Origin of the sequence: Advenella faeciporci, from assembly GCF_014652395.1 — a bacterium.
In the GTDB taxonomy this organism is placed as follows: Bacteria; Pseudomonadota; Gammaproteobacteria; order Burkholderiales; family Burkholderiaceae_B; genus Advenella; species Advenella faeciporci.
The window spans coordinates 59,618-81,823 of sequence record NZ_BMYS01000018.1 but is presented as its reverse complement, the minus strand read 5'-3'; the positions used below and the strand labels follow the sequence as shown (position 1 = coordinate 81,823).

17 protein-coding genes and 5 tRNA genes are annotated in these 22,206 nt (G+C 48.9%); 11 read left to right on the top strand and 11 right to left on the bottom strand.

The window, feature by feature from the left end; genetic code table 11:
• The 5 genes from IE074_RS11935 to IE074_RS11915 all read left to right on the top strand — a co-directional run.
• On the top strand, positions 1-389 hold a 389-nt coding region (locus IE074_RS11935), incomplete at its 5' end, for an IS3 family transposase (protein WP_189385681.1).
• A 334-nt stretch (positions 390-723) separates the two neighbouring features.
• A complete protein-coding gene (locus tag IE074_RS11930) occupies positions 724-1,203 on the top strand; it encodes an NAD(P)H-dependent oxidoreductase subunit E (RefSeq protein ID WP_189385680.1) in 480 nt (159 codons plus the stop codon).
• A complete protein-coding gene (locus tag IE074_RS11925; RefSeq protein WP_189385679.1) occupies positions 1,191-2,741 on the top strand; it encodes a formate dehydrogenase beta subunit in 1,551 nt (516 codons plus the stop codon). The genes IE074_RS11930 and IE074_RS11925 overlap by 13 nt, the downstream gene beginning before the upstream one ends.
• Before the next feature lie 35 nt (positions 2,742-2,776).
• Entirely contained in the window at positions 2,777-5,653 is a 2,877-nt protein-coding gene (fdhF, locus tag IE074_RS11920; protein ID WP_189385678.1) for a formate dehydrogenase subunit alpha, read from the top strand.
• Entirely contained in the window at positions 5,640-5,924 is a 285-nt protein-coding gene (locus IE074_RS11915; RefSeq protein WP_189385677.1) for a formate dehydrogenase subunit delta, read from the top strand. The genes fdhF and IE074_RS11915 overlap by 14 nt, the downstream gene beginning before the upstream one ends.
• Positions 5,925-6,066: 142 nt before the next feature.
• Here IE074_RS11915 and IE074_RS11910 read toward each other — a convergent pair.
• Positions 6,067-6,142 (bottom strand) — tRNA-His (locus IE074_RS11910).
• 99 nt (positions 6,143-6,241) lie between these two features.
• Here IE074_RS11910 and cls point away from each other — a divergent pair.
• Both cls and IE074_RS11900 read left to right on the top strand, forming a co-directional pair.
• A complete protein-coding gene (gene cls / locus IE074_RS11905) occupies positions 6,242-7,696 on the top strand; it encodes a cardiolipin synthase (RefSeq protein ID WP_189385676.1) in 1,455 nt (484 codons plus the stop codon).
• Positions 7,697-7,722: 26 nt separating this feature from the next.
• On the top strand, positions 7,723-8,925 hold the full coding sequence (locus IE074_RS11900) for an MFS transporter (protein WP_189385675.1): 1,203 nt from the start codon (positions 7,723-7,725) through the stop codon (positions 8,923-8,925).
• Between the two features lie 139 nt (positions 8,926-9,064).
• Here the strand turns inward: IE074_RS11900 and IE074_RS11895 are convergent, their stop codons facing one another.
• The 9 genes from IE074_RS11895 to IE074_RS11855 form a co-directional block, all read right to left on the bottom strand.
• The gene (locus IE074_RS11895; protein WP_189385674.1) at positions 9,065-11,896 is read right to left on the bottom strand and encodes an ESPR-type extended signal peptide-containing protein; all 2,832 of its coding nucleotides are present in this window, start codon (positions 11,894-11,896) and stop codon (positions 9,065-9,067) included.
• Positions 11,897-12,436: 540 nt separating this feature from the next.
• Entirely contained in the window at positions 12,437-12,889 is a 453-nt protein-coding gene (gene azu, locus IE074_RS11890) for an azurin (protein WP_189385673.1), read from the bottom strand.
• A 359-nt stretch (positions 12,890-13,248) separates the two neighbouring features.
• Positions 13,249-13,333, bottom strand: a tRNA-Leu gene (locus IE074_RS11885).
• A gap of 52 nt (positions 13,334-13,385) precedes the next feature.
• Complete coding sequence (gene secG, locus IE074_RS11880; RefSeq protein WP_189385672.1) at positions 13,386-13,949, bottom strand: preprotein translocase subunit SecG; 564 nt, start codon at positions 13,947-13,949, stop codon at positions 13,386-13,388.
• 21 nt (positions 13,950-13,970) lie between these two features.
• Positions 13,971-14,729 carry a triose-phosphate isomerase gene (gene tpiA, locus IE074_RS11875; RefSeq protein WP_189385671.1) on the bottom strand — a complete coding sequence of 253 codons (759 nt, stop codon included), beginning with the start codon at positions 14,727-14,729 and terminating at the stop codon, positions 13,971-13,973.
• A gap of 77 nt (positions 14,730-14,806) precedes the next feature.
• Positions 14,807-15,790: an NAD(P)H-quinone oxidoreductase gene (locus IE074_RS11870; RefSeq protein WP_189385670.1), complete on the bottom strand. Its 984-nt coding sequence runs from the start codon at positions 15,788-15,790 to the stop codon at positions 14,807-14,809.
• Between the two features lie 196 nt (positions 15,791-15,986).
• Positions 15,987-17,411 (bottom strand): aspartate ammonia-lyase, encoded by a 1,425-nt coding sequence (gene aspA, locus IE074_RS11865; RefSeq protein ID WP_189385669.1) that lies wholly within the window; start codon positions 17,409-17,411, stop codon positions 15,987-15,989.
• 220 nt (positions 17,412-17,631) lie between these two features.
• Positions 17,632-17,721 (bottom strand) — tRNA-Ser (locus IE074_RS11860).
• 10 nt (positions 17,722-17,731) lie between these two features.
• Positions 17,732-17,819, bottom strand: a tRNA-Leu gene (locus IE074_RS11855).
• A 321-nt stretch (positions 17,820-18,140) separates the two neighbouring features.
• Here IE074_RS11855 and IE074_RS11850 point away from each other — a divergent pair.
• The 4 genes from IE074_RS11850 to IE074_RS11835 all read left to right on the top strand — a co-directional run bounded on the left by IE074_RS11850 (position 18,141) and on the right by IE074_RS11835 (position 20,518).
• Entirely contained in the window at positions 18,141-18,620 is a 480-nt protein-coding gene (locus IE074_RS11850; RefSeq protein WP_189385668.1) for a hypothetical protein, read from the top strand.
• Between the two features lie 36 nt (positions 18,621-18,656).
• The gene (locus IE074_RS11845; protein WP_189385667.1) at positions 18,657-18,947 is read left to right on the top strand and encodes a virulence factor; all 291 of its coding nucleotides are present in this window, start codon (positions 18,657-18,659) and stop codon (positions 18,945-18,947) included.
• A gap of 201 nt (positions 18,948-19,148) precedes the next feature.
• Positions 19,149-19,225, top strand: a tRNA-Pro gene (locus tag IE074_RS11840).
• 309 nt (positions 19,226-19,534) lie between these two features.
• Positions 19,535-20,518, top strand: a complete 984-nt coding sequence (locus tag IE074_RS11835) for a tripartite tricarboxylate transporter substrate binding protein BugD (protein ID WP_189385666.1) — start codon at positions 19,535-19,537, stop codon at positions 20,516-20,518.
• 98 nt (positions 20,519-20,616) lie between these two features.
• On the opposite strand, the gene IE074_RS11830 is transcribed toward IE074_RS11835, so the two are convergent.
• Positions 20,617-22,206, bottom strand: coding sequence for a bifunctional aminoglycoside phosphotransferase/ATP-binding protein (locus IE074_RS11830; protein WP_189385665.1), 1,590 nt, complete (start codon positions 22,204-22,206; stop codon positions 20,617-20,619).

Sequence of the window (22,206 nt, the reverse complement as noted above, 5' to 3'; positions counted from 1 at the left end):
TCGCCTGGCAGATGGCACAGCGCCCGGTTTTGCAGCTGGTCACCGAGATGTTGGATAAGGCCTTGGCCCGGCTTAAGCCGTCTGAAAAGCCCCTTTTGCACTCCGATCAGGGCTGGCATTACCAACACGCCCGTTATCGGAAAATGCTGGAAGACAGGGGTATCGTGCAAAGCATGTCCAGGAAAGGAAACTGCCTGGACAATGCGGCAATGGAAAGCTTCTTTGGCACGTTGAAGTCCGAGTTTTTCCATCTGAAACGCTTCGATAACATCGAACAGTTGGAGGCGGGCATTGAGGAATACATTCACTACTACAATCACGAACGTATCAAGCTCAAGTTAAACGGCCTGAGTCCGGTACAATACCGGATTCAGGTGTTAGCTGCCTAGTTTTTAACCGTCCAACATTTGGGGGTCACTTCAGAGCGTGGGAACGAGTCAAGGGCCTTTTGCGACAGCCTCAGGAGCGTGGGAACGAGTCAAACATTTGGAGGTCACTTCAGAGCGCTCTAGCTCCCATGCTCCTGCGTGGGAGCCAGAAAACAAGTGAGTTATTTTCAACGATCTATAAAAATCCATCACTTGCCGCTCAACATGAACTTTGCTTATCATAAGCAAAGACATTTACTATACTGAAATCGTGGCGGCAAACAAAACAATATAAACTGCATAATGCCTATGCGAATTTGAAAACATTATAAATAAGCATTACAAAGGATGAGACATGCAACCGGCTACCCTTCATGAGCCCCGGCACACGCACGGCCAACTCTTAAACCAAATACTGGAAGAACACCAACACAAAGAGGGAAACCTCTTGCCCATCTTGCATGCCGTTCAAGACCATATCGGCTATATCCCTGAAAACTTGATCGCCCCCATCGCTCAGGCGATCAATCGTTCCAGTGCCGAAATCTTTGGCGTGATCAGTTTTTACAAACACTTCAGAACGCAAGCCTGTGGCGATATTCATATTGAGTTTTGCCAGGCCGAAGCCTGTCAGGCGCGGGGTTCAAAAGAAGTTGAGCAAGCAGTAAAAGAAATGCTTCACACCGAATGGCCGAATGCCACCCTGGAACCGGTTTATTGTCTTGGCTTATGCGCCCAAGGCCCTGCCGTCGCCGTCAATCAACAACCGCTAGCTCGCATTACCCTTGAAAAAATCAAGGCAAAAATTCAAGGAGTGGCCACATGCAAAGGGTAAAGGTATATATTCCCATGGACTCTGCAGCCGTTGCCATGGGTGCCAACGAATTAGTCGCCCCCATTCAAAAAATGGCACTGGCACAAGATATCAGCATTGAGATTATCCGCAATGGCAGCCGCGGTCTTTTATGGCTGGAGCCCCTGGTTGAAATTGAAACCCCCAAGGGCCGAATGGGCTATGGCCCGGTCACCCTTGAAGACCTGCCCGGTTTATTCAACGCCGGGTGGCTCTCTGGTCACGATCACCCCTTGTCACAAGGCATAACCGATGACATTCCTTACCTTAAAAATCAGGAACGGCTGACTTTTAAGCGCGTAGGCATCATCAACCCCTTGAGCATTCAAGACTATGCCAGCCATGGCGGCTGGCAAGGCCTAGAGAAGGCCCTGACCCTCAACGATGAAGCCATCATTAACACCATCACCAAATCTGGTCTGCGGGGGCGTGGTGGTGCCGCCTTCCCGACCGGCATCAAGTGGAATACCGTCCGGCAGGCGCAAGACCAGCAAAAATATATTGTCGCCAATGCCGATGAAGGCGACTCGGGCACGTTCTCGGACAGAATCCTCATGGAAGGGGATCCTTTCAGCTTGATTGAAGGCATGATCATTGCCGGCCTGGCTGTCAATGCCAGCAAAGGCTATATCTATGTGCGCTCAGAATATCCCATCGCCATTGAGACCTTGCAAAAAGCCGTCGATATTGCCACTGGCCACCACTATTTGGGATCCAACATTTTAGGCTCCGGCTTCTCTTTTGAGCTGGAAGTCAGAAAAGGCGCCGGCGCTTACATCTGTGGCGAGGAAACAGCACTGCTTGAAAGCCTGGAAGGCAAACGTGGCGTTATCCGATACAAGCCGCCTTTGCCGGCCATCAAGGGTTTTATGGGCATGCCAACCGTTGTCAACAACGTGGTTTCCCTTGCCACCGTTCCTGTCATTCTCGCCCAAGGCGCTGATTTTTATAAAAACTTTGGCAGCGGCAAGTCTTACGGAACCCTGGCTTTCCAGCTGGCTGGCAATATCAAACGCGGCGGCCTGGTTGAAAAAGCCTTTGGAGTGAGCCTGAAAGAATTGCTCTACGATTATGGTGGTGGAAGCGAAGACGGCCTGGCCCTGAAGGCCGTTCAGGTTGGCGGGCCACTGGGGGCTTATTTATCTGAAAAAGAATGGGACATTCCCCTGGACTATGAAGCCTATTCACAAATTGGCGCCATGGTCGGTCACGGTGGCATTGTGGCTTTCAGCGAAAATACGGATATGGCGGAAATGGCCGAATATGCCATGGCATTCTGTGCGCATGAATCCTGTGGAAAATGCACGCCCTGCCGGATTGGGTCAAAGCGAGGCGTGGAAACCATTGTCAAAATCCGCCAGGGCATTCAAACACAAGAAAACCTGGCGCTCTTGGAAGAGTTATGTGACACCATGATTGCCGGTTCTTTATGTGCCTTGGGCGGTATGGCCCCGTACCCGGTCATGTCGGCCGTCAACAAATACCCGCAAGACTTCCGAAAAGAAAAAGTACAACTTTAAAATATAAAAAAACACAAGTTTCCAGGAGACAGAAAATGTTAGAAACGGTTCTCAGGCGCGAGCAGGATTTTGGTACCCCGGCCATCACCGGTAATCTCAAAGAAGTCAGCCTTCAAATAGATGGACAAACCATTCAGGTTCCGGAAGGCACCTCCATTATGCGCGCGGCCTCGATGCTAGGGCTGGCTATCCCCAAATTATGCGCCACCGATTCTTTGGAACCTTTCGGCTCCTGCCGACTGTGTCTTGTCCAGATCGAAGGACGCCGGGGATACCCTGCCTCATGCACCACCCTGGTTGAGGAAGGCATGGTGGTGACAACAGAAAACAAGCGCCTTGCCGACCTGCGCCGCAATGTCATGGAGCTTTATATTTCAGAACACCCGCTGGATTGCCTGACCTGTTCGGCAAACGGCGATTGCGAACTGCAGGACACCGCAGGGCAAGTGGGACTCAGGCAGGTCCGTTTCGACGGTTACGATAAAACACAGGCCAATAAAAGCGCCGATACCTCAAACCCCTACTTTACCTTCAATCCCGATTTATGCATTGTCTGCAATCGCTGCGTCAGATCCTGTGAAGAAACACAGGGCACGTTCGCCTTAACGGTGGATGGCAGAGGCTTTGAATCGCAAATCAGCACGGGATTAAACACCAACTTCAAAGACAGTGACTGCGTCTCTTGCGGTGCCTGTGTCACGGCCTGCCCAACGGGAGCACTCATGGATAATAGTATCATCACGATGGGCCAACCCAATCATGCGGTCATCACCACCTGTGCTTATTGCGGGGTTGGCTGCGGCCTTAAGGCAGAACTTAAAGGTGAAGAACTGGTTAGAATGACCCCCTGGAAAAACGGTAAAGCCAACGAAGGCCATGCCTGTGTCAAGGGCCGCTTTGCCTGGGGATATGCCACCCACCCGGACCGCATTACCACGCCAATGATCCGTGCGTCAATCAACGAACCCTGGCGCAAGGTATCCTGGGAAGAGGCCATCAATTATGCGGCCGGCGAAATAAAACGCATCCAGGCCAAATACGGAAAAAATTCGGTGGGCGCCATTTCTTCATCCCGTTGCTCAAACGAAGAAGTCTATCTGGTGCAGAAAACCGTGCGGGCGGCATTGGGCAATAACAATATAGACACCTGTGCCCGGGTTTGCCATTCACCCACCGGATTCGGTTTAAAACAAACGCTGGGTGAGTCTGCAGGTACGCAAACATTTGAATCCGTCGCAGACAGCGATGTGATACTGGTCATGGGCGCCAACCCCACCGATGCTCATCCGGTGTTCGGATCGCGTTTGAAGAAACGTTTGCGCCAGGGTGCGAAACTGATTGTCATCGACCCAAGAACCATCTCCCTGGTGTCCACGGCGCATGCCAGGGCCGATTTTCACCTGCCCCTGAAACCCGGCACCAATGTGGCCATGCTTAATGCCTTTGCGCATACCATCATTTCAGAAGGCCTTCAAGACAAGGCGTTTATCGCCGGGCGCTGCGATTCGGACACCTTCAAAGAGTGGCTTGAGTTTATCCTGCTTGATGAAAACTCACCCGAATCAGCCGCCACCATAACCGGGGTTCCTGCCCAAACCATCCGTGCAGCGGCACGCCTGTTTGCCACGGGTGGCAAAGCCGCGATTTATTATGGCCTGGGTGTCACCGAACACAGCCAGGGTTCAACCGCTGTCATGGCAATTGCCAACCTGGCCATGATCACCGGCAATATTGGCCTGAGTGGCGTTGGCGTCAATCCGTTACGGGGCCAGAATAACGTCCAGGGATCTTGTGACATGGGCTCATTTCCCCATGAGTTTCCCGGTTACCGCCACGTCTCCGATACGGCAACGCGCAGCCAGTTTGAACAGGCATGGGAAGTCAAGCTTGACGCAAATCCGGGCCTGCGCATTCCCAACATGTTCAATGCGGCCATTAGTGGTTCATTCAAGGGCCTGTATTGCCAGGGAGAAGACATTTTACAGTCAGACCCCAATACGCAGCATGTCGAGGCGGCCTTAGCCAACCTGGAATGCCTGATTGTCCAGGACCTGTTCCTGAACGAAACGGCCAAATTTGCCCATGTTTTTTTACCTGGTGCTTCTTTTCTGGAAAAAGACGGGACATTTACCAATGCCGAGCGCCGTATTTCGCGCATCAGAAAAGTCATGCGCCCCAAGTCGGGCATGGCTGACTGGGAAATCACCCAGGCGCTGTCCAATGCGCTGGGTTACCCCATGCAATACGAAAGCCCAAGCGAAATCATGGATGAAATTGCGCGCTTAACCCCCACCTTCGCCTCGGTCAGCTATGCCCATATCGAGGAGCTGGGTGGTAGTGTTCAATGGCCCTGCAATCCCCAAAATCCCGAAGGAACACCGATTATGCATATCGACAGTTTCCCTCATGGCAAAGGAACCTTTGTACCCACCAAATATATTCCCACAGACGAGCGCACCAATAAACGCTTCCCGCTTATCCTGACGACAGGCCGTATTCTTACCCAATACAATGTGGGTGCACAAACGCGTCGAACCGGCAATACCGCCTGGCATGAGGAAGACCTGCTTGAAATCCATCCGCATGACGCCTCAGACAGGGGGATTGAAGATGGAGATATTGTACAGATTGCAAGCCGGGTCGGACAAATTGCGATGAAAGCAAAAGTGTCCACACGTGTCCAACCGGGGGTGGTTTATACAACCTTCCACCACCCTGTTTCCGGTTCAAACGTCATTACCACCGACAATGCCGATTGGGCCACAAGCTGTCCCGAATACAAGGTCACGGCGGTTCAAGTCAGCAAGGTGGAAAGTTATGCCTCAGAATGGCAAACCCACTGGTTAATTGACGATAAGAAACAGCATGAGTTCTTGACCTCAGCGGAGCAAGGTACGCATGAACACGCTTAAGCATCATGAATCGGCAACAGCGCTGGCGCCCCTGCTGAAAACCATCAACCAAATTGCCAGATTCTACGAAACGCTGCCAAACCCCAAAGAGGCACACCAGAAAATGCTAAAGCACTTGGTCGCCTTTTGGGAGCCAAGCATGTTTTTACCACTGCTTGAGTATCTTGAACAATGCCCGGAAGGGCAAAACCAATATGGAGCGCTTTCACCTTTTGCGGCCCAGGTATTAAAATTGTATTCACAAACCTGTTTGGAACCCGGCAAAAAGTAGCGTTTGGCCCCAGTCCCCTAATGGGGGCTGATTGGCGCTTTTATATTTTTAGTGAACGGATTGTGCTTAAGGCAGCCAAAACACAAAAAACAAAGACGGAAATAACGGACGAAAAAAAACTGCTTAAGGCGGCTTGTTTTTTTGGGGTGACCGATGGGGCTCGAACCCACGACAACCGGAATCACAATCCGGGACTCTACCAACTGAGCTACGGTCACCACTGAATAAAGATAGAACTATAGCAAGACCTTTCAGATTTTGCAAGCACGCTTTACAATAAAGTACATTTTTGTTGTTTATATGTTGGATTATTATTTATGACCGCTTTGTGGGCCTTTCTGCTTGAATACCAAACACACCTGTTATTTGGGGTGGGTTTACTTGTCGGCCTGCTGGCCGCCGTTCATGCAGCAATGACCAAACGCGATGTACGGGCAGCCATTGCCTGGGTGGGCGTGGTCGTTCTATCACCATTTTTTGGTGCCTTCTTATACTTTCTGGTGGGCATCAACCGCATCAATCGCAGCAGGCGTTTGCAACACAATGAATATTTGCTTCAGGACCAGTTAAATGGCAAACACCAGGAAACCGCCAATATTGCCGAGATATCCGGTATCCAGTTCGAGTCCCTGAAAAAAGCGGGTAACCGGCTAAGCCGCTTTCCCATCTGGAGCAACAACAACATTACCCCACTGCTGGGGGGAGATGAAGCGTACAAGGCCATGATTGCCGCCATTGACAGCGCCACCAAAACCATCGCCATGCAAAGCTATATTTTTGACAATGACGTGATTGGCAAACGCATTGCACAGGCACTTATTCGCGCCCACCAAAGAGGCGTCACCGTCAAGGTCTTGATTGATGCCATTGGCGCCAAATACTCCAGACCATCCATTATCAGCCTGTTCAAGAACACCGGTATTGATGTCGCGCTGTTTGAGGCCCATTTCTTTAGCTTCAAAATGCCCTATTCCAATTTGCGCTGTCACCGAAAAATCCTGGTCATAGACGGCCAGCTTGCCTTCAGCGGCGGGATGAATATCAGGGAAAGCTTTACCTCTGAAATATGCCAGGGCGCCCCCATGAAAGACGTTCATTTTCAAATACGGGGCCCACTGGTCTTTCAGCTGTTGCTGGTGTTTTTTCATGACTGGTCATTTACCACCCATGAAAAACTCATGCCCGCCAACTGGATACTTACCCCGGAAGCCTTGCCCGAATCGGACATTGCCGCCCGTTGCATAACCTCGGGACCCGATAACGACATTACCAGCACGCATCGGCTCATCCAGGCCGCCTGCGCAGTGGCGCAAACACATATTCGCATCCAGTCCCCCTACTTTCTGCCCGACCAGGTCTTGCTGGGGGCCCTGACTACGGCCGCACGCAGGGGGATTCGGGTTGATATATTAATTCCTGGCAATAACAATCTATACCTGGTTCATTGCGCCATGATGGCCCAGCTCAACCAGGTCCTGGACAGCGGCTGCCATGTCTGGCGCAGCAACGGCCCCTTTGACCATTCCAAACTGTTCACGGTAGACGATGGCTGGGCCCTGGTGGGCTCTTCAAACTGGGATGCCCGCAGCCTGCGACTGAATTTTGAGGTGGATATCGAAGTGTATGACCGGGCCTTCAGCACCCGCCTTGGCCAACACATCGATGGGGAAATTGAAAAGGCTATCCCTATAACCCTGGAAACGTTAAAATCAATGAGCTTTATCAAACAGCTCAGAAACAAAATCATCTGGCTGGCCTCCCCCTACCTTTAAATTGAAAATAAAATATTAATAAGAAAATGAGCACAATCACTGAAAATAAAAAAGCCTGGCTGGTACTTGCCCTGACGCTAACCATCCAGTCCCTGGGATCCATGGCCTTGCTGATTCCCCCTGTGTTAATTCCGGTACTCAGCACCGATCTCAACATTTCAACCAGTCACTTGGGCCTGTATATTGCCTGTGCCTACCTGACCGCCATGACCATGAGCGTTTGCACCGGCATGCTGCTTACCATAACCGGCCCCATCCGTTTAAGCATACTGTGCATTGCCTCTTGTGCCATCGGGATGCTGCTTTTCCTGCTGGCACCTTCCTTGCCCACCCTGCTGCTGATGGGGGCATTTATTGGTGCCGGCTACGGGCCCATTACGCCGTGCAGCTCACAAATCCTCATTAAAAACACCCCCAAACACCGGCTTAACCTGATTTTTTCCATCAAGCAAACCGGTGTGCCTTTAGGGGGCGTTTTGGCTGCCTTGTTAATACCGGCCTTGCTGGAAGTGATGAACTGGCATTCAGCCATGCTGGTTATTTTGCTGGCGCTAATTGTATTTGTTTGCATTGCCCTGTTTACACCCAAAGACTGGGAACCCGAAAACACGGTTATTTCCACCTCCTTCAAAACCGAATTCATCAATGCCCTGAAAACCGTTTTCCGCACCCCTGCTTTGCGCACGCTGGCCTTGTCTTCCTTCTGCTTTTCCATCTGCCAGCTCACCTTAATGACCTATGCCATTACTTTCCTGAATAAAGAATTGGGTTTTGCACTGGTCATTGCCGGCATGCTGCTGTCTTTTTCCCAGGTCTCCAGCGTCATCGGCCGGATTTTCTGGGGCTGGCTGGCCGACCGGTTTTTTTCTCCGTGGAGCATGCTGGTCTTCCTGACCCTGGGCATGATTACCGCTTCATTGGCGGTGTATTCCATTAACCCTGATACCAGTACCCTGTTCATCGCCCTGTTTTTTATTTTGTATGGTGCCATGGGTATTGGCTGGAACGGTGTTTACCTGACCGAAGTGGCCCGTAAATCGCCCGAAGGCAAGTCTGGCTCCATCACGGGCGTGACGCTTTCAGTCACGTATTTGGGCGTGGTGATTGGCCCACCGCTGATTGGACTGATATCTGAATCCATGGGTAGCTATGCCTATGGGTTTTTATTTTTGCTGATACCGCTTGGCATTGCGCTGTTATTGTTGCTGGGTACGCGCAAGGCGTTTTAGGACCAAACACAAAAAAACCGGTTCATGCCTAAAATAGAATGCATGAACCGGTTTTTTTATGGGCTTGCGTATAAAAGCAACAAGCCCTTAGGCATACCTTGCAAGCCGGGCTCAACCACACCCGGCTATACCAAGAAAATTACCACAAGTAGGTAACGCTGGCACCGCCACCGGCACCGCCACGGCCCGAACCGTTAACGGCACCTTTCAGCAGCCATTTGCCGTTTTCTGATACGGTGGAAACACCCATCGCATAACCGGCCTCACCACGCCATGTACCACCACCCACTGAGAACGCGCTTTGACCGGGCTGATAAGCCTGACCAAGCGTTGCGACCGCAGTAGCTGCCGCCGTACCGGCATCGGCACGTTTTTCGGCACGACGGATTTCACCACGCAAGGTACTGGTGGCACCTGAAATCATGTCTTGGGCCTGTTGAACGTTAACGGCATCGGTTGGGCCTTTACCTGCCGCCACGCCACTAATAACCCGGGCTTCACCATTGCTGTTGGCAAAGTTGACTTCCGTGCCATCGGTATTGCCACCTACGGAAATAACCCGGCTGCCTGGGTCCTGACGCACTAAACCAACTGACGTATTGTTATTGATTTGATCCTGCAAACTGGCGACTGAGGTATTCAGGCTTGTTAAGGCACCACCCACATTATTAAAGGTTACCGCTTTTTTGCTGCCATCCTGCTGAACTTCCTGCAGTGCATAAAGCGGATTAACGAATGTGCCATCATCCTTGGCTTCTGCGCCACCACCCAAGGCACTGGCGGTAAATTGGCTGCTTGCCTTCACCTGCTGGTTGGTCGCATTCAATTGCTTACCCGTCACGGCATCAGAACTGGTGGCTGAAAGCTCACCATCTTTAATACCCGTCAGTTTGCGGGCACCGGCAGTACCGGTAAAGTCAACAGAAGAGCCGGCAACTTCGCTACCTACGGTAATCTTGTCTGCCGCTGCATCAAACTTGACAATACCCGCGGTACCATTTTTAATCTCGGTGATGTCGCCTTCAATCGTAGTAACACGACCGTCCAGATTTGTGATATCACTTTTAATGCCAGTGATATCTCCCTCAATCGTGGTAATACGATTTGTATTAGAAGTAACACGACCGTCCAGGTTAGTCAGCGCACCACCCACATTATCAAATGAGGCACCACCGATGTCATAGACGGGTCCTGTAACCACGCCATTCGTATCAATCGATGCACCACCACCCAGCGCTGTCAGCGCAGCGGCAACAGCAAGATTAGTGGTATTCAATTGATCACCCGTTACGGCCTCGGTGCTGCCTGCCGCCACGTTTCCATTGGCAATACCTGTCAGTTTGCGAACGCCAGCAGTACCGGCAAAATTAACCTCTGTTCCATCTGTATCACCACCTACCGTAATAACGCGTGTAGTGGCATTCTGCTTAACAATACCCAGCGTGCCATTTGTAATATTAGTGATATCAGTCTGTATATTGGATATATCACCTTTAATCGTCGTAATTTCTGTTGTATTGGAACTAACACGACCGTCAAGATTGGTCAGCGCATTTTCCACACCGGTAACGGTAACTTTGGTTCCAGTATCGGTACCATCATCTAGCTCATATTTAGGGGCACTGACAGCACCTGTTACCGGATCCACCGTCGAATTACCGCCCAATGCATCGGCCACAGACTGGCTGCTGGCAAACAGCTGGTCACCAGTCATGGCATCGGTACTGCCTGCCGCTACACTGCCATTGGCAATACCTGTCAGTTTGCGCACGCCATCCGTACCGGTAAAGTTAACAATCGCACCACCTGTAGCTGCACCAACAGTAATCGGTGCAGTGCCATTAGCCTGCTGAACCAAGCCGGCAGTACCATTCATCAGATTGGTAATATTGGTGGTGTTGCCATCAACACGAGTGTCCAGATTAATTAACGCCCCACCAACACTATTCTGCGTACCTGAAATGAAGGTATAGCCGACGTTGCTCAGGTTGCCATCAGCATCAACAATCGCATTGCCACCCAACGCATCGGCCAGGTCAGAGGTTGAGCGATACAGCTGGGCCCCATTAATGGCTTCGGTACTGGTGTCAGAAAGATCACCATCGGTAAGGCCTGTCAGCTTACGGGTTTGATTAGCGACATTGGTAAAGTCCACTTCTGGACCAGCACTATTTTTACCTACAGTAATTGGTGCAGTATTATCAGCCTGCTGAACCAGACCCAAACCAGTCGAAATTGATAATTGGTGTAACTGACCACCGGTAACCGCATCGGTACTGCCGTCAGCGACAGCACCATCTGCCACGTTGGTGATCTTGCGTTCATTGCCAACTGAACCCACGGAAACCGTATTGGCTTCATTTGCAACAGAATTTTCACCAATTGCAATTGCACCCACAGCATTTGCCTGTGCTTTTTCACCAATGGCAATCGCACCCGCAGCTTGCGCTTTAGCTTCATTGCCAAATGCAATTGAGGATTTTGTTGCTGCCGTTGCTTCCTTACCGTTTTCGCCAAGGCCGGTGATTTTGTTTCCACCGATAGCGATGCCACCTTCGTCATTTAAACCGATAGTATCTGCGGTAAGATTACAATCAGCATCTGGACTTACAAGCTGACCATTCTCATCAAGCACATTAAGCCTAATATCCTCCCCAGCAACTACTGAATTAAGTAAATTTGTTACACCAGTCACACCAAGTAAAGGGCCAACTACAGGCAAACCTATTAAAACCTGGTTAAGAACTCCCCCGACAACATCTTTTACAACACTTCCAGGTAAGCTAACACCACTACAAGCACTAACCAACTGCGCCTGCGCAGACCCCATCGCCCCCAACCCCAACGCAACAGACAGCGCTGTGACAGCCAGTACTTTGTTTCCTTTTTTACCCTTGGCTTTTGTGTTTTCGGAAACCGCTACATACGTTCCCGTTTGTTCATTAAAAATGCTTTTGTGAATCCTGTTCATTTCCTAAATCCCAGTTTGAATTTCCAGACATGCAACTACCCTTACAGCTTAAAATAGCCACCTTATCCCTACATAATATTAAAAAAAAGCAGGGATTACATTAATTTACCAAGCTGACAAATTACACTTTTGTTTCAATAAAAACATTTACACTAACAAATCAAAAGGTTACTACTCATTTCATTCTAAAAAAGAAAAAACAAATTCTTAATAAACAGATACATAATGTCTTTTATAAACAACCTTTCTCCATTAAAGCATTAATTTTAATTTAGGTAAATTCAGGCTGATATTCTATAAAACGCCTTCATTTTCAAGCATTTCCAATGAAATAATATTTAATTATTTATTATTCAGGGCAGTCTGCATTTTTTATGTAAATGTGACTACAGCCATTTTATCCCAGGCCAGATCTGCTTTTTCCGCAACCACAAAAAAGAAACAAAAACGCCTGAATTCCATAACGGAACCCAGGCGTTTGGCATTTGTTTAACAAACCCTGCTTTCCCGGCAAGGATTATTAAAAAGCCTGATTACCTATTAATCAACCAGTTTAACTTTACCTTTCATTAGGGCAGAGTGTCCTGGGAATGAGCAGAAAAAGCTGTAATCACCATCTGCAGCCAGTTTTTCTACAGGAAAAGTAACGGTTGTGGATTCACCGCCACCAATAAGTTTGGTGTGAGCAATAACACGCTCATCGCCTTCTTTAACATAATCCTTGGCCACACCAGCGGCTACTCCTTCTGTGGCAACCGCTTGCAAGTCTGCAGTTTTTGTAACCACAACATTATGACCCATCGCTGCTGCAGGTAATTTACCAACGTGCTTCATGTTAATGGTAAAGTCTTTACAAGTTTTGCTGATTGAAATTTCTTTTGTATTGAATTGCATTGCATCATTTGATTCAATATCTACAGCACATTCAGCTGCCAATACTGGAGTTGCAGCAACAGACAGAACGGCAGCAAGCGCTAGTTTTTTGAAAGACATATATTTCTCCTGTGAAAAAACTTCTATACTTTCGTACCATACGACAAGTTATAAGCTCATACTCCGTATTAAACACTATTTTTTCTTAATAGTTGAGTAAAACAGTAATGTTTGTTGATAAAAATCAAGGGAACATCCTGGGATTTTGTACTGAAGACGTAAATTGATACTATACTGATCGGCTAAGAATTATTTATTAACAATAAAAACAAATAGAATTAACTTTACCTATCAAAATACGTTAGTTAAGTCTTAAAATCAATAACCAAACCAGTAACTGACTTTTATGTACACAAACAAAAAACCCCCGCTCTGAAAGAGCAAGGGTTCGCATTCTAACTGGTTCGGTTTAAAACCGATGGTGCTCATGGCGAGACTCGAACTCGCACAGCTTTCGCCACTACCCCCTCAAGATAGCGTGTCTACCAATTCCACCACATGAGCATTAAGTGTGTTCTGGAAAGCATTAGATTATAACGCATTTTCCAGAAAATTGTTATTGCTGCGTGTTTTCTGCCGGTTTTTCAGAAACAGGCGCCGATTCTGTTGGCGTTTCTACAACAGTTTGTGCAGGAGTTGCTGCGGGCACCGCTTCTGTGGCCGGCGTGGACGGAACCGCAGTTTGCCCTGCGGGAGCGGCAGGTGTCGCCGCTGGCGCTGAAGGCGTTGACAGGCCACCATTAGCAGGCGCAACAGGTAGCGCTGGTGCCGCAGGAACGGAAACACCACTGGGAGGAGCCACTGGCAATGCCGGATTCTGTGGCTGAAAACCTTCCATTAGACCACTGCCGCCCGTTTGGCTGGCCGCTGAGTCGGGCGATGAATTGCCCAAATAAGCAAGACCTGCGGTAGCCGCAAAAAACAGTACGGCCACCCATTTGGTTGCACGTGAAAAAAAGTTGGCCGCACCTGTGGCACCAAATAAACTACCTGCGGAACCCCCCCCAAAGGAAGAGCCCATGTCGGCGCCTTTGCCCTGCTGCAGCAACACGAGCACAATGACGCTTAACGCAGCAATCACCTGTACTACGGTTAGCAATGGATATAAATATGAAGGCATAAAAGTAAAACTCCAAAAATATTAAGCAGTAGTAATATTCAAAAATTCTTCGGCAACCAGTGCGGCGCCACCAACCAGTGCGCCGTCAATGTCGTTCATGGCAAACAGACTGCCTGCATTGGCAGCCTTAACGCTGCCACCATATAAAATCTGTACATTTCCAGCACCAATTGCATTGAGTTGGGCACGGATATAAGCATGCACCTCTTGGGCCTGCTCTGGCGAAGCGGTCAAACCGGTACCAATAGCCCAGACCGGTTCATAAGCAATAACCATTTTATTCACAGCCTGTTCACCCAAAGCCAACACCGGCGCCAGTTGCGCCTGAATGACAGCCAGGGTGTTTCCCTGTTCGCGGTCTTGCAGGGTTTCACCCACGCAAACGACAGGCGTAATGTGATGAGCCAGCGCCGCCTTCGCCTTCAAGGCCACCTGTTCGCTGGTTTCACCATGCAGGGCACGGCGCTCGGAGTGGCCAACCAACGCCCAGGCACAATTGAAATCGTTAAGCATGGCAGCAGAGACTTCACCGGTAAACGCACCGGATTCCTGCAGACTGACATCTTGCGCGCCCCAGGATATAGGACTGCCGGCCAAGGCCTGCGATACCTGCACCAGATAAGGGAATGAAGGACAAACAGCAATTGTACAATTAACAGGGGCACCGGCGTTTTCCACACCTTCGCGAATGCCTTTCAAAAGTACTTCATTGGCAGCCAGGCTGCCATTCATTTTCCAGTTCCCAATAACCAGTCGCTGACGCGTTTTTGCTGTTGTCATAGTTAAATCCGGCTTGTAAATATACGGGTTAAATTTAATTAACCTAATATTCTAACCCGTATATGGCCGATTTGTCTTTAATTTTCAAAAGTCAAAATAATTTTGCCAATCTGTTCACCCGCATCCATCATGGTGTGCGCTTCCACCACTTTTTCAAAGGGGAAAGTGGCATGAATGACCGGCTTGATTTTACCCGATTCAAGCAAAGGCCAGACATGCTTTTGCAAAGACCGGGCAATCTCGGTTTTAAATGCAGGCGAACGTGGCCGCAAAGTTGAACCGGTAATGGTAAGGCGACGGCGCATTAGCTGATTGGTGTCTATGGTTGCCTTGCTGCCACCCAGCTGGGCAATAATCACGATACGACCGTCATCGGCCAGGCTGTTGATGTTGCGATTGACATATTCTCCAGAAACCATATCCAGGATGACATTGACGCCCTTGCCCTGGGTAAGGGTTTTGATTTCCTCAACAAAGTCCTGGGTTTTATAGTTAATACCCTTGTTGGCCCCCAGGGCTTCTACCGCTTTTACACGCTCGTCGCTACCAACGGTTGCGTAAACGGTATTGCCAAAAGCGCGCGCCAACTGGATGGCGGTTGTTCCAATACCACTTGCACCGCCATGCACCAGCAAGATTTCATCCTTGGCCAGGGCACCACGATCAAACACATTAGTCCAAACCGTAAAATACGTTTCTGGCAAACCGGCCGCCTCTACATCGCTTAATCCTTTGGGAATAGGCAGGCAGTTACCGGCAGGCGCCGCGCAGTATTCTGCATAGCCACCACCAGGAGTGAGGGCACACACCCTGTCGCCAATTTTAAGATCAGTACCGGAAACATCGCCTTCCACAATCACACCCGCCACTTCCAGGCCCGGCAAATCAGAGGCATCAGCCGGCGGCGGGTAAGAACCTTTACGCTGGAACACATCAGGCCGGTTAATGCCTGCCGCGGCTACTTTAATTAAAACCTCACCGGCTTTTAGTACCGGCTTCTCACGCTCCACCAAAGTTAATACTTCCGGCCCACCCGGTTGTGAGATTTCAATTGCTTTCATTGTCTTCTTCCTTTTTTCTGAGATCAGGGTAATCAAGCGCTCTATTCTAGCAGGGTATGGCAGACACAAGCTGTTTGAAGAAGACTTTACGCGTATGCCAATAAATATGTGTACGCAATCAAAACACCAATACCGTTAAATAGAAAAAGGGGCCGTTACCAGCCCCTTCGATGTTGCTTTATATCTTTGCCAGGATTTAGACTGAAACGCTTTCCAGACGCGGCGCAATCATGTTTTCAGGGCGTAATATATCGGCCAGCACCTTTTCATCCAGCAGGTTTTCTTCTTTGACCAGCTCAAGAACACCCCGCCCTGTTTCCAGCGCTTTTTTGGCAATGCGCGTAGAGTTTGCATAGCCAATAAACGGATTAAGGGCCGTTACCAGGCCAATTGAGTTTTCTGCCAGCGCACTGCAATGCGCGGCATTGGCGGTAATGCCATCAATACACAACTCCCGAAGCATATCCATCGCGCGCGATAACAGACAAATGGAATCAAACATTTTGTAGGCAATCAGGGGTTCCATTACGTTCAGCTGGAGCTGCCCTGCTTCTGATGCCATGGTAATGGCCACATCATTGCCGATAATTTCGAAAGCGATCTGGTTGACCGCCTCTGGAATGACCGGATTAACCTTGCCGGGCATAATAGAACTGCCTGGCTGACGGGCAGGCAGATTGATTTCATTGATACCTGTGCGAGGACCACTGGAAAGCAGGCGCAAGTCATTGCAGATTTTGGACAATTTAACCGCGGTGCGCTTAAGCATGCCAGACAGCAATACAAAATCACCCATATCATAAGTGGCCGCCACCAGATCAAAAGACGATTTCATGGGCTGGCCACTGATTTCGGCCAGTTTCTTGACCACCAGCTGCTGGTAGCGCGGGTCGGTATTGATACCGGTGCCAATTGCGGTGCCGCCCAGATTAACCGCCGTTAACAAGTTGGCCGCCACAGAGCGCAACAAGGGCAGATCATCAGCCAAGGTAGAGGCAAAAGCCTTGAATTCCTGGCCCAGGGTCATGGGAACCGCATCCTGAAGCTGGGTTCTACCCATTTTAAGGATATGATCAAACTCATTTGCCTTAACAACAAATGATGCAGTGAGTTTATCCAGGCTTGCCAACAAGGACTCATGGCTGAACAACAAACCCAACCTGATGGCTGTTGGGTAGGTATCATTGGTTGATTGAGACATATTCACATCATTGTTGGGATCCAGATACTGGTACTCACCCTTGGCATGATTCATTGACTCAAGACCGATATTGGCAATCACTTCGTTGGCATTCATATTGGTAGAGGTCCCTGCCCCGCCCTGAATCATGTCCACCACAAACTGATCATGAAACTCGCCCGCGATAATTCGTTGACAGGCTTTTTTGATTGCCTCGCATTTCTCTTTGGCAAGATGCCCAAGCTCACAATTGGCCTGTGCGGTTGCCTGTTTAACCATGGCAAAAGCATTGACAAAATCAGGGTAATGAGACAACGGAATGCCAGACAGCCTGAAGTTTTCAATTGCTCGCAGTGTTTGGACACCATAATAAACATCATCGGGGACTTCTTTAGTTCCCAACAAGTCTTTCTCTATACGGTACGACTTATTAATTGACATATCAAATAAAATACACAAAGAACGACTTTCGTCGTGTTAATAAAAAAAGCGAAAGATGGCCCATACTAACAAATTTGACACTGCACGGGCGTCCAAACACAAAAAGAGCCCCCTAACGAGCACCTTTTGTGTTTGCTTGTTTACATCTGCATTTAATACCTGCTCATAAAATAGCAATAAAAAAACCCCGGACCATTTCTGAATCCGGGGTTTTGCATATTGGCGGAAGCTGTGAGATTCGAACTCACGGAGGGCGCAAACCCTCGCCGGTTTTCAAGACCGGTGCATTCAACCGCTCTGCCAAGCTTCCTTTTTCTCTCTGGTGCACTCGGCCGGAATCGAACCGGCACGGGCGCAATGCCCGAGAGATTTTAAGTCTCTTGTGTCTACCTATTTCACCACGAGTGCGACACACTTAAGAAAGAAGAACTATAGCATGACAATTTAAACCCTGTCTATAACAGTTCGATTAAAATCATATTTTCCCGTGAAAATCATGACATTTTTACAACAACATTAAAAACACCCTATAAAATCCGTTTCAAAACCATTGAAACACAAACAATAAAGCCCTTTTTATTTCAATCGGTTCCATATAGACCGATTTTTAATGATTACTTTCATTTGGGTGGCCTTAAGAAACAAATTCGAAATGGGCATTGCCTGATAATGAGTTTATAGTGCTGTACGGTAAAGTTTCAGCTCACTTACCTTTGCGTGAGGTTCAACATGAAAAAAATTCTTGCGGTATTGGCTCTGACCATTGGCCTTGCCGGCTGCGTTATTGATGATGGCTATGGTTATTATGATGATTACTATAGCCCGGGGTACAGCAACGGGTACGGGTATGGTTACGCCAACTCTTACACTACGGTCAATAACTACCGCTATTATGACAATAACCGCCGTCGCTGGGTAACGCGCAACCATGCTGATCAGAAACGATACTGGGACAATAATCGGAAACACACCGATCGCAATAACTGGAATCGCAGACCCGATCGTGACCGCCACGATGCAAAACCAAACACACCTTCCCGTGAATGGAGAAAAAACAGCAACCAAAACAATCGCCGCATTGAACAACACCAGAACACCAGCCGCCGCCCCGATTTCAACAGGATTGAGCGGTCGCGCTTACTCGCACCAGCTGAAAGAAACTTTGAAAATCGCTCTGAGTCGCGTCGCCGGGACAACAACAGTCGCTAACAATAAAGCCAAATTCCAATACTGACAGGAGTCTCCATGAAAAAACTATTACTGCCCTTTTTTACTGCTGCCACTTTAGGCATGGGAACAGCTGCCAATGCACAAATTAATGTTGACATTGGAATAGGATTACCTGGGGTCGTTGTAGAAAGGCCGCATCGCCATTACGCTCCCCCACCGGTAGTTTATGTAGAGCGTCCCCGCCATATCCGGCCAAGATCTGTTTATTATTACGATGATCACCCAAGACACAGCCGCAAATACCACAAGAAACACTTCAAAAAACACGGACACCCACACCACAGGCATTACCGTGGCAGGGATTAATACCCGGCACTCAGCCCGTTAATGCCATGGCTATTAACGTGTCTGTTCACCTCCCCCATGGACGGGGAAAGCAAATCCGCTGATCTGTCTTCATGTTGTTTTTTTACATTTTTTATAACATTTTCATTTCATGACTTGCAAAAACAGATATTTTTATGTCATAATTCTTTCTTCACTGCTTAACACAGCAAAGAAACAAGTCGGGGCATAGCGCAGCCTGGTAGCGCATCTGGTTTGGGACCAGAGGGTCGTAGGTTCGAATCCTACTGTCCCGACCATGAATTCCCAAGAATATCAAAAATCAGCCGCTTAACAGTTATTGAACTGAAGCGGCTTTTTTGTGTCCAGCTACTTTATATAGTGACCTGACGCCCACACCCACTATGATATATATCAAATCGTTAATAGAATAAAGGCTCAAAATGTCCTTTATTTATTTTAAGGCATGTACATTTATTTACTAAAGAAATAAACTTAAACACAATTAAGTTCCCGTACAAGCTGCGTGTCCTTTTTCCTTTATAAAAATAATGAAAATCCAAAGACAAACGTTTTATTTTTATTTTTTTACCTCAAGGATAGTAACGATGTTGCATTTAAAGAAAACCATGCTGGCAGCTGGTCTTGCAATGGGTTTTCTGGGCTTTACCGCCCAGGCAGAAGAAAGCAAATACCCTGAACGACCTGTCAATATGGTTATCCCGTTTACGGCGGGTGGCCCGACCGATAATGTTGCGCGCTCTTTGGCCGAAGCCATGCGCGCCCCGCTTGGGGAAACGGTTATTGTTGAAAACAAGGCTGGTGCAGGCGGCACAATCGGCACAACTCATGTCGCCCACCAAAAGCCAAACGGCTATGATATTTTGCTCATGCACATCGGTTTTTCAACCGCACCGTCCCTGTATAAAAAACTGGGCTACGACCCTGTCAAAAGCTTTGAACCCATTGGCATGGTGGTTGATGTTCCCATGACCATTATTGCCCGTGAAGACTTTCCGGCCAATAACATGAAAGAACTGGTTGAATATGTCAAGGCACACAAAGACGAAGTTACTTTGGCCAATGCCGGCGTTGGCGCAGCCAGCCACCTATGTGGCACCATGTTAATGTCCGCCCTGAATGTAGACCTGCTGACCATTCCTTATAAAGGAGCCGCCCCAGCCATGAATGACCTGCTGGGCAAACAGGTAGACCTGCTGTGCGACCAAACCACCAACACATCACAACAAATCCTGGGCAAAAAAGTTAAAGCCTATGCCATTACCAGCGCGGAACGCTCTCCTACCCTCCCGGATCTGCCAACCATGCAGGAAGAAGGCTTCAAGGACTTTCAGGTAGGTATCTGGCACGCATTATGGGCACCGGCCGGCACACCCAAACCTGTTCTGCAAAAGCTTGAGTCAGCCTTGGCTGCTGCTTTAAAAGATCCAAAATTCAAGGAACGCATGGACCAACTGGGCGCCACCGTACTTGAAAACGATGCCAATCCAGCCGCTTTGCAGGCCAAGGTTGCGCAGCAAATCCCGGTATGGGCAGAGCTGTTTAAAAAAGCAGGCGTTGAACCACAATAAACCTGTCAACTGCGTTGCCACAGGCATAAAAGCAAAATAACCATTATGCAGTCACGTAGCGGGAACAGACCAGGACGTGACTGCATTTTATTTCCAGGCTACTTCCGCATACCTCCAGTTTGTTTTTCCACAAACAAACCAGCCAGCCGTTGCACTTTCTGCCTTAAGTCTTCCAGCGAACCATCATTCACCACTCTGGATGAGAATTCTTCCCAATTCCCTGGCACCGGCTCAAAGCTTCCTGCCTGTGCATTGAGCACCTCTACCGTAGCATCCGATGGATCTTTACCCGCTTGCGCCCTTTTAACAATACGGTTTTCCATAATGTTTTCAGGAGCCTCACAACTTACCAGCCTGAAGGGCACACCCAAGCGGTTAGCAAGGTTATGGAACAGGACACGATCATCCTGATGCAAAAAAACCGCATCAACAACCGCGATGAACCCAGCCTGCAGCAGCTTTTCGGCAAGCTCAAGCAAGCGAGCGTAAACACGCTGGCTGGCTTCAGGCGAATAAAGCACTTCTTTGTTTACCACCAGGCCATTTTTCAACGCTTTATTGAAAAGGCGTTTACGTTCGGTATCGGAACGCAAGCGAATTCCACCGACCCTGTCACCCAGCATTTGCGCCACGGTGGACTTGCCCGAACCACTTAAGCCATATACCAGCACCAGGGCCAGCGGCGCTGTGGGAGACACAAAACTTCTGGCCAAGCGCCAGTATTGACTGAATTTTTCATTCTTGCCTTGCATTAAGGCAATTTTAGCCCTGACCAAAGCCCGGTACGCCGCATATTCCGGCAAAAGCCGCAAGCCTTCGTAGTCTCCGCCTTCTTCCAGATAGGTATTAAGCAGGCGCGAGGCCAATTCGGGGAGTCGGCTGGCATGCAAATCCATATAGGCAAAAGCCAAATCGTTCATGACATCAATATTGCTTAAGCTGTCGTCAAACTCAAGGGCATCAAAGGCCATGACCCGGTTTTGCCAAAGCACGATATTGCCCAGGTGCAAATCACCGTGACAGGGCCTGAAAAAACCCTGATCAATTCGCTGCTGGCGCCATGGAAGGTGGTTTTCAAACGTTGCCTTCAAATCTTGCCTGAAACTCTCCCACTCTGTGGCTTCCGGCATGGCTGAAAAAAATGGATGGAACTTGATTTCATCAAAGCTTTCAAGCAACCAGTCCAGCGTGGTTTTTTCATTCACCGCTGTGGCAGACAAACGCGGCAAAGACTCATGAAACCGGGCCAAATGCCGTGCCAGTGTTTCTACCAGTGAAAACGTAAGTGTTCCTGCGCGCGCCATCACGGCAAATTCCTGACTGCTATCAAAACGGTGCATTTTCACCAGCCAGTCTATGACCAACTCCTGACCGTCAATATCCGGAGCTAGCGGGCTGCCTGTAACCGGCAAAACAGCCAGATATAATTCCGGTGCCGTGCGCTGGTTGATCGCCAATTCTTTCAGGCAGAAATGATGCCGGTTTTCCAACGTGGAAAAATCAAGAAAAGGCAACTTTAGCGGTTTTTTAAGCTTGTAGGCAAATTCACCGGCCAGAATAATGGTTGAGATGTGAGTTTGCGTGACGACTGCCTGCGTACCAGCCTGTGCTTCAAGCTTTTGGCACAGGCCTTTTACCATAAGTCCATGCTTCTCCAACGCGTCATCCTGTTGCCATAAATCAGTCAT

What these genes read in the sequence shown, in the direction of transcription:
- IE074_RS11930 (WP_189385680.1), top strand. Translation starts at nt 724, where the DNA reads ATGCAACCGGCTACCCTTCATGAGCCCCGGCACACGCACGGCCAACTC.
- secG (WP_189385672.1), bottom strand. Translation starts at nt 13,949, where the DNA reads ATGCCTTCATATTTATATCCATTGCTAACCGTAGTACAGGTGATTGCT.
- tpiA (WP_189385671.1), bottom strand. Translation starts at nt 14,729, where the DNA reads ATGACAACAGCAAAAACGCGTCAGCGACTGGTTATTGGGAACTGGAAA.
- cls (WP_189385676.1), top strand. Translation starts at nt 6,242, where the DNA reads ATGACCGCTTTGTGGGCCTTTCTGCTTGAATACCAAACACACCTGTTA.
- IE074_RS11915 (WP_189385677.1), top strand. Translation starts at nt 5,640, where the DNA reads ATGAACACGCTTAAGCATCATGAATCGGCAACAGCGCTGGCGCCCCTG.
- IE074_RS11870 (WP_189385670.1), bottom strand. Translation starts at nt 15,790, where the DNA reads ATGAAAGCAATTGAAATCTCACAACCGGGTGGGCCGGAAGTATTAACT.
- azu (WP_189385673.1), bottom strand. Translation starts at nt 12,889, where the DNA reads ATGTCTTTCAAAAAACTAGCGCTTGCTGCCGTTCTGTCTGTTGCTGCA.
- IE074_RS11900 (WP_189385675.1), top strand. Translation starts at nt 7,723, where the DNA reads ATGAGCACAATCACTGAAAATAAAAAAGCCTGGCTGGTACTTGCCCTG.
- fdhF (WP_189385678.1), top strand. Translation starts at nt 2,777, where the DNA reads ATGTTAGAAACGGTTCTCAGGCGCGAGCAGGATTTTGGTACCCCGGCC.
- IE074_RS11830 (WP_189385665.1), bottom strand. Translation starts at nt 22,206, where the DNA reads ATGACTGATTTATGGCAACAGGATGACGCGTTGGAGAAGCATGGACTT.
- aspA (WP_189385669.1), bottom strand. Translation starts at nt 17,411, where the DNA reads ATGTCAATTAATAAGTCGTACCGTATAGAGAAAGACTTGTTGGGAACT.
- IE074_RS11925 (WP_189385679.1), top strand. Translation starts at nt 1,191, where the DNA reads ATGCAAAGGGTAAAGGTATATATTCCCATGGACTCTGCAGCCGTTGCC.
- IE074_RS11850 (WP_189385668.1), top strand. Translation starts at nt 18,141, where the DNA reads ATGAAAAAAATTCTTGCGGTATTGGCTCTGACCATTGGCCTTGCCGGC.
- IE074_RS11895 (WP_189385674.1), bottom strand. Translation starts at nt 11,896, where the DNA reads ATGAACAGGATTCACAAAAGCATTTTTAATGAACAAACGGGAACGTAT.
- IE074_RS11845 (WP_189385667.1), top strand. Translation starts at nt 18,657, where the DNA reads ATGAAAAAACTATTACTGCCCTTTTTTACTGCTGCCACTTTAGGCATG.
- IE074_RS11835 (WP_189385666.1), top strand. Translation starts at nt 19,535, where the DNA reads ATGTTGCATTTAAAGAAAACCATGCTGGCAGCTGGTCTTGCAATGGGT.